This window comes from Nocardia sp. NPDC058244, assembly GCF_042882065.1.
Taxonomy (GTDB): Bacteria; Actinomycetota; Actinomycetes; order Mycobacteriales; family Mycobacteriaceae; genus Nocardia.
In genome coordinates this window covers 450206-464449 of record NZ_JBHVWX010000005.1, presented here as the reverse complement: position 1 = coordinate 464449, position 14244 = coordinate 450206, and the positions used below count along the sequence as shown (strand labels likewise).

At 66.8% G+C, this 14244-nt stretch carries 11 protein-coding genes and 1 pseudogene; 6 read left to right on the top strand and 6 right to left on the bottom strand.

What is annotated here, in order from left to right:
* Position 1: 1 nt before the first annotated feature.
* Both ACFVW6_RS18625 and ACFVW6_RS18620 read left to right on the top strand, forming a co-directional pair.
* The gene (locus ACFVW6_RS18625; protein WP_378829100.1) at positions 2 to 892 is read left to right on the top strand and encodes an NAD(P)-binding domain-containing protein; all 891 of its coding nucleotides are present in this window, start codon (positions 2 to 4) and stop codon (positions 890 to 892) included.
* Positions 889 to 2358, top strand: coding sequence for a peptide MFS transporter (locus ACFVW6_RS18620; RefSeq protein ID WP_378829098.1), 1470 nt, complete (start codon positions 889 to 891; stop codon positions 2356 to 2358). Before ACFVW6_RS18625 ends, ACFVW6_RS18620 begins: the two co-directional genes overlap by 4 nt.
* Before the next feature lie 174 nt (positions 2359 to 2532).
* Here ACFVW6_RS18620 and ACFVW6_RS18615 read toward each other — a convergent pair.
* The 3 genes and pseudogenes from ACFVW6_RS18615 to ACFVW6_RS18605 form a co-directional block, all read right to left on the bottom strand.
* Positions 2533 to 3002, bottom strand: a pseudogene (locus ACFVW6_RS18615) (class I adenylate-forming enzyme family protein); the annotation flags it as partial.
* Positions 3003 to 3015: 13 nt separating this feature from the next.
* A complete protein-coding gene (locus ACFVW6_RS18610; RefSeq protein ID WP_378829096.1) occupies positions 3016 to 4083 on the bottom strand; it encodes an alpha/beta hydrolase in 1068 nt (355 codons plus the stop codon).
* 231 nt (positions 4084 to 4314) lie between these two features.
* The gene (locus tag ACFVW6_RS18605; RefSeq protein WP_378829426.1) at positions 4315 to 5745 is read right to left on the bottom strand and encodes an APC family permease; all 1431 of its coding nucleotides are present in this window, start codon (positions 5743 to 5745) and stop codon (positions 4315 to 4317) included.
* Positions 5746 to 6133: 388 nt separating this feature from the next.
* On the opposite strand from ACFVW6_RS18605, the gene ACFVW6_RS18600 reads away from it, so the two are divergent.
* Complete coding sequence (locus ACFVW6_RS18600) at positions 6134 to 6727, top strand: MspA family porin (protein ID WP_378829095.1); 594 nt, start codon at positions 6134 to 6136, stop codon at positions 6725 to 6727.
* Positions 6728 to 6800: 73 nt separating this feature from the next.
* Positions 6801 to 7466 carry an MspA family porin gene (locus ACFVW6_RS18595; RefSeq protein WP_378829093.1) on the top strand — a complete coding sequence of 222 codons (666 nt, stop codon included), beginning with the start codon at positions 6801 to 6803 and terminating at the stop codon, positions 7464 to 7466.
* A gap of 411 nt (positions 7467 to 7877) precedes the next feature.
* Here the strand turns inward: ACFVW6_RS18595 and ACFVW6_RS18590 are convergent, their stop codons facing one another.
* Both ACFVW6_RS18590 and ACFVW6_RS18585 read right to left on the bottom strand, forming a co-directional pair.
* Positions 7878 to 8813, bottom strand: coding sequence for an IclR family transcriptional regulator (locus tag ACFVW6_RS18590; RefSeq protein WP_378829091.1), 936 nt, complete (start codon positions 8811 to 8813; stop codon positions 7878 to 7880).
* 56 nt (positions 8814 to 8869) lie between these two features.
* Positions 8870 to 10291 carry a hypothetical protein gene (locus ACFVW6_RS18585; RefSeq protein WP_378829424.1) on the bottom strand — a complete coding sequence of 474 codons (1422 nt, stop codon included), beginning with the start codon at positions 10289 to 10291 and terminating at the stop codon, positions 8870 to 8872.
* Positions 10292 to 10491: 200 nt separating this feature from the next.
* On the opposite strand from ACFVW6_RS18585, the gene ACFVW6_RS18580 reads away from it, so the two are divergent.
* Complete coding sequence (locus ACFVW6_RS18580; protein WP_378829089.1) at positions 10492 to 11187, top strand: hypothetical protein; 696 nt, start codon at positions 10492 to 10494, stop codon at positions 11185 to 11187.
* A 112-nt stretch (positions 11188 to 11299) separates the two neighbouring features.
* Here ACFVW6_RS18580 and ACFVW6_RS18575 read toward each other — a convergent pair whose 3' ends face one another.
* Complete coding sequence (locus tag ACFVW6_RS18575; RefSeq protein ID WP_378829088.1) at positions 11300 to 11959, bottom strand: TetR/AcrR family transcriptional regulator; 660 nt, start codon at positions 11957 to 11959, stop codon at positions 11300 to 11302.
* Positions 11960 to 11997: 38 nt separating this feature from the next.
* Between ACFVW6_RS18575 and ACFVW6_RS18570 the strand changes: the two genes are divergently transcribed.
* Entirely contained in the window at positions 11998 to 14187 is a 2190-nt protein-coding gene (locus tag ACFVW6_RS18570; protein WP_378829086.1) for a CocE/NonD family hydrolase, read from the top strand.
* Positions 14188 to 14244 lie beyond the last annotated feature (57 nt).

The window sequence follows — 14244 nt, the reverse complement described above, 5'->3', positions numbered from 1 at the left end:
CATGGCAGAAACGATTCGTACCCATGAGGTGGTCGTGATCGGGTGCGGACTGATGGGGTCCGCCATCGCGCGAGCGTTGGCCGCCACCGGGAGGTCCGTGGCCGCGTGGAACCGCACGCACAGCAAGGCAGCGGCGCTGGCCGCCGACGGAGTCACCGCCGTGCGCGACATCGGTGACGCGATCGCCGCAGCGCCACTCGTCATCGGTTGCACCACCGGCTACGACACTCTGTGGTCGGCGCTCGCCGATGTCGAGTCCGGCTGGGACGGTACGACTTTGGTCAACCTGACCGCCGGCACGCCCGCGGAAGCCGAGCAGATGGAAGCCAGGGTGGTCGCTGTCGGTGCGCGGTACCTGGACGGCATGATCGTCTGCTATCCCGACGCTATCGGGACACCGGATGGATTCCTCTGCTACGCGGGCCCGTCGTCGGTGTGGGCCGACCACGCGGAGCAACTGACCGCGCTCGGTGGTCGCACACGTTATCTGAGCGGCGGTATCGGGGCCGCGAAGGCGATGGCGGAGTGGTGCGGGGCGTTCTTCGTCCCGTCGCTGGTCAGCTACATCGAGGCGGTGGCCTTCGCCGCCGATCAGGGCGTCACCCGAGACGAGATCGATGCGCTCACGGCGATGATGATCGCGCTGCTGTCGCAAGCGGTACCCACGATCTCGGCGGCGGTGAGCAGTGGCGAGCACGGCACCGATCAGGCCACGATCAACACCTTCCACGACCCGAGCGTGGCAGTGGTGCAAGCCATGGAGGCGCACGGACACCGCGCGCTCATGTTTTCGGCGGCCATGGCGAGAATGCGCGCGGCCATCGACTCGGGCCTGGGTGAGCGTGGCATGTCGGCACTGGCGCTGGCCGGACGACAGGACGTGGCCGTATGAAGTCTCCTGGCACCATCGAAACAGGGCAGCTCACCGCCGGCCGGCAGCCGACCGGCCGATTGCCCCGGCAGTTCTGGGGACTGGCAGCCACCGAAGTCTGGGAACGGTTCAGCTTCTACGGATTGCAGGCCGTTCTGAGTTTCTATCTCTTCTACTCCATCACCGACGGCGGTCTCGGATTGCCGACGAACTCGGCCGTCGGGATCGTGGGTGCCTACGGTGCCTTCGTCTACATCATGCAGTTCGTCGGCGGCTGGCTCGGCGACCGGTTGATCCCACCGAGGGTTCTCGTCGCGGCCGGTGGCGTCGTCATCATGGTCGGCCACATCGCTCTCGCCGTGGTCCCCGGGCTATCGGGACTGGCGGTGGGGCTGGTGTGTATCGCTGTCGGTACCGGGGCGCTCAAGACGAACATCTCGGTGATCGTCGGGCGCCTGCTGCCCGCGGACGCGGCCTACCGTGACGCCGGTTTCTCCTACTTCCTGATGGCGATCAACACCGGTGCCCTGCTCGGTCCCCTCGCCGCCGGGTGGATGCAGTCGGTCCGAGGCTTCCACGCGGCCTTCGTGATCGCCGCGATCGGGATGGCTCTGGGCCTGGTCCAATACATCGTCGGCTATTCGCGACTGCCCGCGGAGTCGGCGATCGTCGCCGACCCGGTCCGCGGCCGCGCCCTGCTCGTTCCCGCGATGGTAGGGGCCGTGGCGGCGGTGCTGATCGTGGCGGTTGTCGCCTCCGGTGTCGTTCCACCGCAGGCGTTGACCTACCTGGCCGGCGGACTCATCGTCGTCTGCGCTGCGGCCTTGTTCGGCGTCGTGTTGCGAGCGCCGACGACGACCGCTGTGGAGCGACGCCGGGTTCTCGGGTTCTTGCCGCTGTGGGTCGCCGCCGTGCTGTACTACGGGATTCTGCTGCAGATCTTCACCACGATGGCCATCTTCATCGCGGACCGGGTCGATCTGCGCGTACTGGGCTGGGACATGCCCGGGGCGTGGTTGATCACTTCGTTCTCGGTATTCGGAGTCTCGCTGACGCCCGTCATCGCGCGGTTGTGGGCACGCGGTTGGTTTGCCCGGTTCGGCGCGGCGACAAAGGTGACGGTCGGACTCGTCCTGGTGTCCTGGTCCTACTTGATCCTGCTGCTGAGTGAGTTCAGCCCGGGCAAGACCGTCTCGCCGATCCTGGTCATGGCGACGATGGCGATCGCCGGAGTATCCGAGGTATTCGTCAACCCGGTGACGTTGTCGCTGGTGACGCGGATCGCTCCCGAGAACTTCCGGAGCCAGCTGACCGCGCTCGGCGTGATCGTCATCGGCGGCGGTGCGGCGCTGTCGGGGATACTCGGAATCCTGTTCACCGTGATCCCGACACTGACGTATCTGACTCTCGTCGGCGTCGGCGGACTGCTGATCGCCGCGACCCTGCGCGCTGCGGCACCGTGGATCCACCGGATGGTCTCGGAATGATCGGCGGGTAGTCGACGAGGACAGGGTTCGAGACGAACCCGGGGGTGGCACCGGAGCTACGGTGCCACCCCCGGTGCGTCTCGCGGAACTCGTGATCGCGGCGTCCAACGGAAACGGGATCCGGTACCCGTGCATCGGGCGCCGGATCCCGTTCGGGTCAGCTATTTTTCGTGCTCAGCCGCGGATTCGGTCGCGACAGCCCGCCCACTCACGGTCCTTCAGAACGAACTTCTGGATCTTGCCTGTCGAGGTCTTGGGCAGCTCGTCGACGATCTCGATGTCCCGTGGCGCCTTGTACCGCGCGAGCCGCGCGGTCACGTGCTCGCGCATCTCGGATGCGGTCGCGGTCTGCCCGGGCCGCGGGATGACGAATGCTTTCGGGCGCTCTTCCCACCGGTCGTCGGGAACGCCGACGACCGCGACCTCGTCGACGGCGGGATGTGACAGCAGTGCCTGCTCGATTCGACGGTGGAGATGTTCTCGCCGCCGGAGACGATGATGTCTTTTGCCCGATCGCGTAGCTCGAGGTAGCCATCCGGGTGCATGACACCGAGATCGCCGGAATGGAACCAGCCGCCGGTGAACGCCTTCGCGGTGCCGTCCGGGTCCTGGTAGTAGCCCTTCATCACGTTGTTGCCACGCATCTTGGTAACGCGGTCATCTCTTCGCCTTCTCCAGTGGATTCGGTCGGCTTACCAACATCAGTTCGGCGATGGCTTCGGCGAACCGCACGGTCGCCTCGCGGCTCGTCCGGCTGAACGCGGTGAAGGAGATGAATCCGTGTACCAGCTCTTCCTCGCACAACAGCCGCGTGGGCACGCCTTCCGCGGCGAGCCGCTCGGCGTAGTCGATGCCCTCATCGCGCAGCGGATCGAAACCTGCGACGGCGACCACCGCGGGCGGCAACCCGGACAGATCCTGGGCCTGCATGGGCGAAACCCGGGGATCGTGGCGTTCGATCCCCGGCGGGAGGTAGTGCTCGACAAACCACCCGATCTGTTTGACCGACAACGCCGGCGAAGTGGAGAACTCGCGATGCGAGTCGTAGAACACGGACAGATCGGTGACCGGGTACAGCAGTGCCTGGGCCGCCGGCACCACCGAGCGGCCACGTAGTCGGCGGGCGAGCACGGTGGCGATATTGGCCCCCGCGCTGTCGCCACCGACTGCGACCCGTGTCGCCGGAATCCCCCACACAGGTGCGAGCGCCACCGCGAAATCCCATGCGGTGAGGGCATCTTCGAGTGGAGCGGGAAAGGGATGCTCGGGCGCCAGCCGGTACTCCACCGACAGCACGTCGAGGCCACTGTGGATCGCGAGCAGACGAGCTGGTGCGTCATAGCCGGCACGGTTGCCGAGAACGAAGCCACCACCGTGGAAATACACCAGCAGACCGGCCGATTCCGCCGATGCGCGGTAGCGGGTCGCCGCGAGGCCGCCGGGCAGCTCGAGGTCCTCCACCAGGTGCAGTGGCGGCAGCACGTCGGCGAAGGTCGCACTGTCCGCGTCGGTCATCTCGCGTGCCCGGATCGGATCGTGATCGCTGTAGTCCGGCCCGGCGGCCATCGCCTTCATCAGCAGGGCGATCTCCGGTGCCATTCGACTGCCGGCCTTGTTGGTCGGCGCGTCCGCGAACAGATTCAGTATCGCCGCAGGAGTTCTACCGCAGAGGATGGTCGCGTACCGGATGAGCCGCTGCGACAAGGACAGCGCGCGCGTAGCCATCACACCACCTCGGCAGCGACTTGCGCAGTCGGCCGCAGACCGTGCCCGGCCGGCACAGGTCGGCCCCGTCGAGTCTTCGCAGCAACCATGATGCTGACTCCTCTACTACCTGATCGTCGAATTGGCGGTGCATCGATACTCGCTGCACAGGCATCCGGCAAACCATTGAGGAAGCATGCGGATTCCGACAGTTCTGTGTGCAAACTGCTGAATTCGCCGGGCGACGAACTGTCAGCCGTCGGCTGACTTCCTGTCGAGGCCGTGGGCGCAGGCGTCGTGGGTAGACCCCGCTACGTCGCTTCGACGTCTGATGATCCGAAGCGTCAGACCCAGCGCTACGACGGCGGCCACGGCAGCGTAGGTCATCGAATCGATGGGGGGAGCCGGAGGGTTGATGAAGCTGTTGACCCACGGCCAGACCATCCCCAACGCACCGATCGCCGCGCAGCAGACCACACCGATTCCCAGCGCGTTCTCGCGTACCAGGAGAACGACCGCTGCGGCACAGATCAGCACGTACGGCAGCACCCAGAGATAGACGGTCATCGTCGCCAGCGCCGAGTACATCGTGAGCAGACTGTCCGCGCTGACGACCACGGTGCCGATCAGGATCGATGTCGAGGCGCCTGCCGCGAACCCGATCGCGCGGCCCGGCGTGCCGAAATCGTGGTTTCGCCGAGCGAAGAGCTGCGGCAACAGACCGTCCTCGGCGGAGGCGGCGAGGATCCGCGAGAGGTAGTTCGTGTATCCGAGCAGGGCCGCGAAAACCGCTGCCGCCAGCAGCAGATCGGTGGCTCGGGCCACACCTTCGCCGAGCCCGGCCTCGACAGCCAGTGCCGCCGGTGCGGAGATCCCCGTGGCCAGCTGGTCACCGACCCGCAGCAGGCCGGGAATCTGCAGGACCGTCATCACGAAATAGCCGAAGACGAGGATCGGAACGACGAGAACGGCGAGCGGGACCGTATTCTTCGGTTCGGCGGTCTCCTCGGCCAGGGTCGCACCACTCTCGAAACTGACCAGCCATGCGGCCGCGGCACCGAGGCCGATGACGATGCCGGATATCGAAGCGCCCTCGAGCGAGAGTTGCCGGTCGAGTTCGAGCCCGGTGTGCCACGCACTGGCACCGCTGATGAACAGCAGGACCGGGACCGACACCGCGGTGAGCAGGATCGCGATCCGGGCGGACGCGTCGAGCCCACGCCGTGCGATCACCGCGGGTACCGCGCCAGAAACCAGGAACATCACGACCATCGACGTCGGCGATGTCGCGGCATCGACTCCGATGCCGGCCAGAAAACTCGACAGGTAGATCGCGAACAGCACTTGGATGCCGATCAGCTGCCCTAGGTAGCCCAGCATCAGTGCGGCCGCGACAACAGTTCGTGCCCACTGGCCGAAGACTTCGCCGGCGAACGACGCCAGTGAGCCCGAGGAGACATACCGGCGGGCGAACACGATGACGATCCGAGCCAGTGCGAAGCCGATGGCCGCGGTGAGCAGCGCGGCCACCCAGCTGCCGTAGCCGGCCGGTCCCACCAGCAACAGCGGGAACGAGGCGATGCCGACGGCCGGAATCGCGCCGGAAGCGCACAGAGCCAGGAGTCGGGCCTTGCTCAGCGGAGCCGACGTTCCGCCGTCTGCCTGGGTGGGGGCAACTGACATGACATACCTCGAAGAATGCGTGGGCGCTGGGTGATCACACTTCCGCTGGTCGAGATAGGCACGCCCAGAAGATCTCTCGCGTGGTCCGCCTGCGATGTGTATCCCGGCATTGTGCTTTCCCGCACCGTACGAGGAATAGGACAGTTTGCTGCGCGGTCGAGGCCGGGAAGGTGCACAACTACGTAGCCGGGTCACCCAGCCGAAGGGCAGTGTTTCGCATCACATCGCGAGAGTGATGTGCGCCACTCGGGGCCTCTCGGTCTGCCACCCGGAGATCGAGAATTCCCGGAATCAAGAGGAGATTCTGATCATCATGAGTTCTCGTTGGGCAAGGACACGGCCGTCCGCTGTACTGGGTGTCTCCGGTATCGCCGCGGTGTCCTTCGCTATGGCGACGTCGATCCCGGCGGCCGCCGATGTGTTCGTTCCTCTCCCGGACGGGGCCAAGTCAGGGCCGGGTGTCACCGTGACACGAACCGGTGAGCGTGCCGTGGTATCGCCATCGATGGCGGCCAACGGTGTGGGGCGGGTGGTGTGGGTATCCGGACGGGCGAGCGCGGATGTCGCGGTCACGCCGGAGGGAGAGGTCGGACCAACCAACGGTCCGGCCGGTCTGCCGGGTAGCAACAACTCGTCCACTCACGGTGCTTCGCAACTGAATACCGGCTACATCGTCGGCTGTCAGGTGAGCATCGCCGACGACGCGATCGGTGCGGGCGTATCCGGCGGGATCTCGACCGCCGGGGTCAGTGCGGGAGGCTCGATCGGCGTCAATCTCGGTCCCGGCGAGGTCAAGTTCGTACAGATCGACTACAAGGACATTCTGGCGCCCGGCGTGTACTCGGTGGAATACCGAGACGCCGAGATCGAGATCCAGGGCTGCGCGGGCTACGCGCAGGCACGCGCGTACACCGTGGTCGAGATCATCGGTGACCACTACTCCAAGACCTCGCTCTACGGTGCCCCCTTCAGCATCGGCTGAGCGGCCGGCAACCCTCCGAAACCAGCGTCCATCGCGTCGTATCGCGAAACTTGAACCCACCAAGGTGAATTCGATGTCCAACCGTAAGTATTTCGCTCGACTCGGCGTCGGCGCGGTCGCCTCCCTCGCGCTCGGCCTGGCCGGCGCGCCTGCCTCGACCGCCGACACCTTCGTTCCGCTGCCCGGGGGCGAACTCGTGGAAACCCTGTCCGACGGCACCGTGGTCACCGTCCGGCTGAACGGGGAGTCCGCGAACATCAACCCCTCGCTCGGCTCGACACCCGTGCACCGCAATGCGTGGGTCTCGGGCTCGGCGCATGTCGAAGTCGCCGGCACCGGTGCCGGGGCGGGCGGTCTCATCATCCCGGGCTACGTCGTCGGCTGCCAGGTGAACATCGCCGGCGGCGGTGTCGGAGGCGGCGTGGAAGGGGCCTCGGATTGGGAGGGCAACGCCAGCGCAGGCGCCGCCACCAGTGGGGAGCTGTCGCTCGGGCCGGGCCAGGCCACGTCGTTCTACATTCTCGACCGTGAGAAAGCGGACGACTTCGGCGCCGAGGACCACAAGGTCTACAACGTCTTCTCCGGCAGCGGCGGTTCGGTGACCTGGTCCGATCAGACGATCGGGTTGACCGGTTGTGGTGGCTACGCGCAAGCGCGCGCCTTCGTCAGCGTCGAGATCGTGACAGACCGTGTCACCAGCTGGGTGACACTGTGGGGCCAGCCATTCAGCCTCGGCTGAGTCGAGATCCCAGCTGCGCCCTGGCAGCGATCAGCGGGATCTGGTCCTGCACCGGGCGGGCGCCCGGTGCGGGATTCCCCGAACGAACGCGAATCCATCCTCATCCGTCGACGCCGCGGGATCGGGCATACCCCGTAGTTGTCGTCCCTCTCATCGATTGGGCCCACTATGTTCGAGCAGTGCACACCACGGTTTCCGGAGCCGGACGTCATCGTCCAGATCCACTGGTCAGAAATCGGGGGCGATTGCTTGGACCTGTTCTACGAGGCGTGCACGAGTGCCGCGCGCCGATTTGTGGCCTCTTTCAACGCTACTCACACCGATGCCATCGCCACGACGCTGGCCGATACGGCGGCGCTGTTGTTGCCGCGACTGCCGTGCGAACGGAACTGGATAATTCCGTAGTTGCCGTCACGGTGCCGGTGTTCCACCCGGCTTCCCGGTCGACATTTCGCCGGTGGCGATACGCTCCAACCGGCGCGTGGTGGCTAGGAGTTCGTCGATGAAGTGTCGACGCTCGGGGAGCGTGGCCTCGGTGCGCAGCGGGCCGATCTGGACTTCGAAGAGGGCGCGGTTGTCGGTGGTGAGGACGGGCGCGCTCAGGTAGCCGAGTGACAGCGACTCGGGGGAGTGCAGGTCGTGCTCGGTATGCGCGCTGCCGGTGACGTCGCCGAGCAGGCCAAGGACCCGCCCGCGCAGTTCATCGGTGGCGGGGCGGTCGCCGAGGTGGTCGACCACGTCGGAGAGGACCCGTAGCGCGGTGAGCGCGCCGGGCCGCAGGCTCCAGGCGCAGAAGCCGGTGGTGCGGATCGTTTCCAGAACACCACGGAACTCGGCGCGCCGTTCCGGGTCGCCGCGGTCGAGCCATCGGTTCTGCGCAGCGGTGGGGGCATGCGCGAGGAGGGTGGCGCCGGCGGGTGGGAGCAGCGGGATCCGGGTCCCGTTCTCGATGCCAGCGGGAATCAGCCCCTGGCCGCCGGTGACCGCGACGAAGGTGAGTTCGTCCCCGTTCAGCACGGTGAGCGCGGCGCCACAGCCGACGCGCGCGGCCAGGCGTTCGAGTTCCGCGCCGACCGCGGTGCTCTCGACGAGGGTCGCCGGTGCCGAGAGCCCGACCCGCGACAGTCCGGGGCCCAGCTGGTAGGCCAAGTCGGGCTGTCGCCGGACCCACCCGTGCCGGTCGAGCGTGGACAGGATGGCGCCCACCGTCGACCTGCTCAGTTCGAGCGACTGGGCGATCTCGGCCGCCGAGAGCGCGGTGCCGCGGGCGGCGAGGAGTTCCACGACCGCGACCACCCGGCTGGTGGGCGGTGAATCATCCTGGGGACGAGCCGAATCCGATCGCATCTCGCCCCCTCCCGGATCGCAGGTCACCGATCGACTCCGATGATCGCATACGCCCCTCAGCGTGGTGCTATGCGGAACAGGCCACTCATCGTGCCCTGGTAGAGGGTTCGATCGGGGGTGATGGTGCCGACCATCTGCAGGGTGTTGTGGACGGCCGTCGCGCCGATCAGCTTCTCGGTCTCGATGCGCCCGGAGGCGGCGTCGATGACGGTGTAGCGGAAGTTGTCGGTCACCCCGACGCTGCCGGTCGGGATGATGGTGTGCCGGGTGACGGTGTAGATCTTGCCGTCGGCCACCGAGAGCCGGGGAACCGCGGCCGAGAGCGCCTTGTTGGTCCACACCACCCGGCAGTCGGAGCCGATCACGTCGACCCGCACCATTCCACCGGTGAACGCGGCATCGGCCGGTTCGCTCGGCCCCGCGCCTTCCGGAACGGCCGGGTACGGGTAGCCGTAGGTCCCGGCGACGAACAGGCTGTTGCCTGCGCCGATGGGGGAGTTCTCGGTGCCGTCGACCGTCGGCACCGCGCAGACCCGGTGGCCGGTCGCGGTGTCGAAGACGAGCAGGTTCTCCTTCGGGACGGCGTTGTCGGTGATCGCCAGGTATTCGGTGCCGGTGCCGGGGCCGAAGAAGGTGGGGGTGGCGCCGGTGCCCCAGGACAGCTGGCCTGGTTTGCGGGCCGGGCCGCGGTCGTAGGCCTGCCGCCACACCACCCGGGGATTGCCGGAGCCGTCCACGTCGACGAGGTACAGCGCGTGTGTGGTGGCGATGGCCACGCCTTCCGGCGCGGTGGAGATGCTGTTGGCGACCTGCTCGCCGGGACCGAGCACGATCGAGCGGACCGCACCGGTCGCGGGGTCGGAGAAGCCCGCCGCGGCGTTGTCGGTGGCGAACCAGACCCGGCCGTCGAAGTCGGGCATGACCGAGCTGACCGCGTCGCAATCCCCGCCGCCGCAGTGCCCGGTCACGGCCTGGGAGATGTCGGCCGAGGATTCGATGAAGACCGTCCAGTCGTCGCCGTTCCTGCGGTGGCCGATGCGCAGCAGCTTGCCGCTGCCGTCGACGGTGACCATGCGGTCGCTGCTGTCCAGGTAGGCATAGACGCCGCCGAGGAGGCTGCCTTTGGTGAGGTCCAGCGACGCGAGCGGCTGACCGTTGGCCGGATCGAGCAGGAAGACCTTCGGGGCCCGGTCGATGATCTTGGTGCACAAGGCCTGCGGTAGTCCGTCGGCACCCTGGAGGATGGTCGGGCACGCTGCGGCGAGTTCCCGGAAATCGCTGTCGATGTTCCCGGCGCCGGGACCCGCGAACGGTGTGGCGTCGGAGGATTCGGCGTCGCCGTGCATCGTGGCCGTGCCCGGTGGGCCCAGGTGCGGGTTCGCCGGCGGCAGTGAACCGAAGCCCGCCGCGGCGGTGCCGGTGCTGACTGTCAACAGTGCTGTCATGCCGATCGCGGCCGCCGTGGCGGCGCGACCCATTCGCTCGAACACGGGCGACTCCCTGGTTGTGCAGTGCCGACGGGTTCACCCGATCGGGAGAACTCCGCCCTTCGACGAATATTCGGAGGCATTGGTTCGAATATTCGGATGGGAGTAGAGGTTAGGGGCCGGGGGAGCCGATCGCAAGAACGAATTCGCCCAGGCGATCAGGCAGCCCTGGGAAGCGGTGAGATCTTAGGATGGCGCGCGGGCCCGAGATGGTGGGCGCCGTCGAGATCGATGAGGAGCCGGTTGTGTCGGACACCTTTGTCGTTGCCGCCCGAATTCCTTTGGGGCGGGCAGCATTCGAGCAGTGGCTGGAGACCCCGGTGCCGGGCCCGGAGGTCATCGAGAACCGCGACGCGATGTATGACCGGTGGTTCTGGGACGGCAAGGCGCCGGAGTGGGGGCAGGCCGAGGAGGGGATGACACCTCGGGAGTATCTCGCCGACTGCTTCGGGGAGGACACCGGTGGGCTGACCTATGTCCTGAGGTATCGGGAGGGGGCGCTAGAGGCCTATCTGATGCACTTCGGGTTCTGCGAGTCGAACATCTATACCGCGCTGGTGATGCTCGCCGCGGCAGGGCGCTCGAGCTCTGCGGCGGTGCCGAGCGCGGTGTTGTTCTGGGCCGAGACCAGCGGGGCGATGTTCGCGGCCGATTCGGACGGCTGGCTGGCGACCTTGTCGGTAGGTGTCGACGGGGCGCGGTTCACCGCCGACATCGATCTCACGGCGACGATCGCGCAGTTGCGGCCGGCCGAGGCGAGTTATTTCGAATTGCTCGATCGGTTGGCCGAGGAAGAGGAATCCGCTGGCGCGGACGGCGATTCGAATATCGCCGCGATCGCCCGTGATCCACGATATGTGGATGCCGCGATCCTCGTCGAGACCTGAGCGGAAGGCATTGGGCGCCATAGGTGTGTGTAATTCGGCCTGGCCGCCTGGGGGCCCAGATGCGGCAACTGGAACGCGGGGCAGTGTTGTCGAGGGACCGGGAAGGCTGCGCTCAGCTGCCTGAGGAATCCTGGATCAGTGCGATGGATGCCGTGTAGAGATCCGGGAGCAGACGGGGGAGGCCCTCCGGGCCGTCTTCGATGAGACAGTCGCGGACCCGGTCGTCGATTCCACCGATCAGCAGGAGCATGATGCCCTCGGACGGGGTGGTGTGCAGTTCTCCCTGGGCGACACCGAGACGGTGTGCGCCGAGCATGCGGTGCGCGAAAACCTTCTTCATTCCCACGCGGTGCCGCGCGAGTGCTGGTCCCACCGACAGTGCCTCGACATGCAGGGCGCGCGCGATCTCCGGTTCGGCGGACAGCAGTGCCAGGTACTCCTCCAGCGACTTGCGCAGCAGTACCTTCCAGTCGGCGTCGCGATAGGTATCGAGTTTGGCGTCGAGGGTGTTGTCCACGATCTCGACCGCCATCTCGAACGCGGCGACATAGCAGTCCTCTTTGTCGCGGTGCAGTTCGTAGAACGTGCGCCGAGAGACCTTCGCGCGCTTGACGATCTCGCTCACCGTCGTCGCCGCGTAGCCCAGCTCCGAGACCGCCTCGAGCACTGCCCAGGAGACTCTGCCGCGCTGGGAGGCCAGTACCTCGTCGCGGCTCATCGCGCTGGGCCCCGGTGGCAGCGGGCCCGCGGACGCAGGCGAGGCAACACTCATTCGTACATCGTATCGAGGCCGCGACCGACCTGCTCGCGGTGTCCGACTCGCTGACACCACGCGCGACAGCGACTGTGATCTGCATCGCATATTGCGACCCAAAGTTAGGTACGTTACAGTTCCGATCTGATGGAAACGTTAGCGTACCTATCTCGGCGCGAAAGCGTTCACGAAGGGCTGGTTGGGATTCGATGAGGTTGTTCTCCAGAAGATGGTCGGTGGGGGTGGTGATCGCCGTGACCACCATCGCCGTGTCGGCGCTGGTGGTGCCCGCCACCCAGGCGCAACCCGATGGTGGCGCGCAGGGCGCGGCATGGACGGCCACCGCAGACGGGCCGTCGCTGTATCCCGGCATTCATATCGACTGGGATGTGCCGATCACGATGAGTGACGGCACGGTGATCAAGGCCAATGTCTACCGGCCGATGGATGCCTCCGGCCGCATCGTGGAAACCCCGACACCGACGATCCTCAACATGACGCCGTACACGAAACTGGCGTCGATGATCGCCGCCTCGGCGCTGTCCGTCCCGGTTCTCTACGACCTGTTCACCACGGTGATGAACCGGTTCGACCTGTTCAACCTCAGCGGAACGCCGTTCTCCGGTATCGGTGACCTGATCGGTGTGACCTCCGGCGGCGCGGCGCGGCTGTTCTCGGCCGACGACAAGCTGATCAAGAGTGGATACACCTATATCGTCGCCGACATCCGGGGCACCGGCTTCTCGCAGGGCACCTGGGACATGTTCGGCGAACGTGAAACTCAGGACACGCTGGAGATGATCGAGTGGGCCGCGAACCAACCGTGGTCCGACGGCAATATCGGCATGAGTGGGATCTCGCACTCGGGCATCAATCAGCTGCAAGCGGCCCAGCAGAATCCACCCGCGCTGAAGGCGATCTTCCCCGCAGTGGGCGCCAGCGATCTGGTTCGCTCGTTCGCGCTCCCGGGCGGTGCGGTCAATCCGGTGTTCACCCCGGCCTGGATGGCGGTGATCAATGCCGGGAAGTGGCTGCCCGACCTGGCATCGATCTTCAATGGCACGTTCGACTGGACATGGCTCGCCGATCGCGCGGCCAGTCCCGCCACCTGGCTGGTGGAATTGATCCAGGCCGTATTCGTGTTCTCGGTGGACGCGATTCCGCCGCATCTCGCCGAGCATCTGGCGCCGGACAGTGACCTGCGCGCGGGAATCGAGCGGTCGGCCGACAAGATCGAGGTGCCCACCTTCATCGTCGGCGGGTACCACGATCTCTTCGGCCAGTCGCAGATGAAGAGCTACGAGCAGATCCCGCTGCCGCCGGGACGCAAGCAGATCCTCATGAACGACGGCTACCACGCCTCGGTCGGGTCCGGCGCCGGCCGACCCGGCGGACCGCCGCGGCTGGATGTGTTGCAGCGCGCCTGGTACGACAAGTGGCTCAAGGGAATCGACAACGGCATCGACGAGTTCGGCCCGGCCACACTGTTTCAGCAGGGCGGCGGCTGGACCAGCGGCGAGTATCCACTGCCGGGTATGACACACACCCGGCAGTACCTGTCCGCGGCCCCCAGCGGCACCACCGGAATCGTCGCACACGACGGCTCCCTCACGCCGGAAATCCCCGCCGAGCAGGCTGACCTCATCGTCGCGCCGAGCCTTTCGACCCTGTGCTCGCGGGACGCGGCTCAGGCGACCGCGGGCGCGCTGGCGATCATCGACGGATGCGCGAAGGACTCCCGGATCTCCGAGGTCGCGGCGCTGACCTTCACCAGCAAGGCCGTCGACGCGCCGACTCTGCTCTCCGGGCCGGTGGCGGTGCATCTGAACACCGTCCACGATGTCACCGACGGCTACTGGAGTGTGACCCTCAACGATGTTGCCCCCGACGGCAATTCGAAGGTCCTCACCTCCGGTCAGCTGATGGCCTCACTGCGGGCGATCGACGAGGGCCGGAGCCGGAAGTCGGCCGACGGCGACTACACCGAGCCCTACCATGACCTGACTCTCGAATCTCGCCAGCCCACCGTCGCAGGCCAGGCGACAACCCTCGACATCGGCTTGACGGGCGTCCATGCCGTTCTGCAACCCGGGCATCGGCTCCGGGTCGATGTGTACGCGTCGAACCTGCCCAAGGGCTTTCCGATACCGGCACTGCTGATCGAAACCCAGTTGCGCCCACAGCATCTGCTTCTCGATCCGACCGCGCCGAGCTGGGTCAACGTCCCATTGAGTCGTCCGCTCTGACCGGTGCGGGCCGTGCCCGGAGAACGCCTCGAGCGCTTACCCGGGCACGGCCGGGCC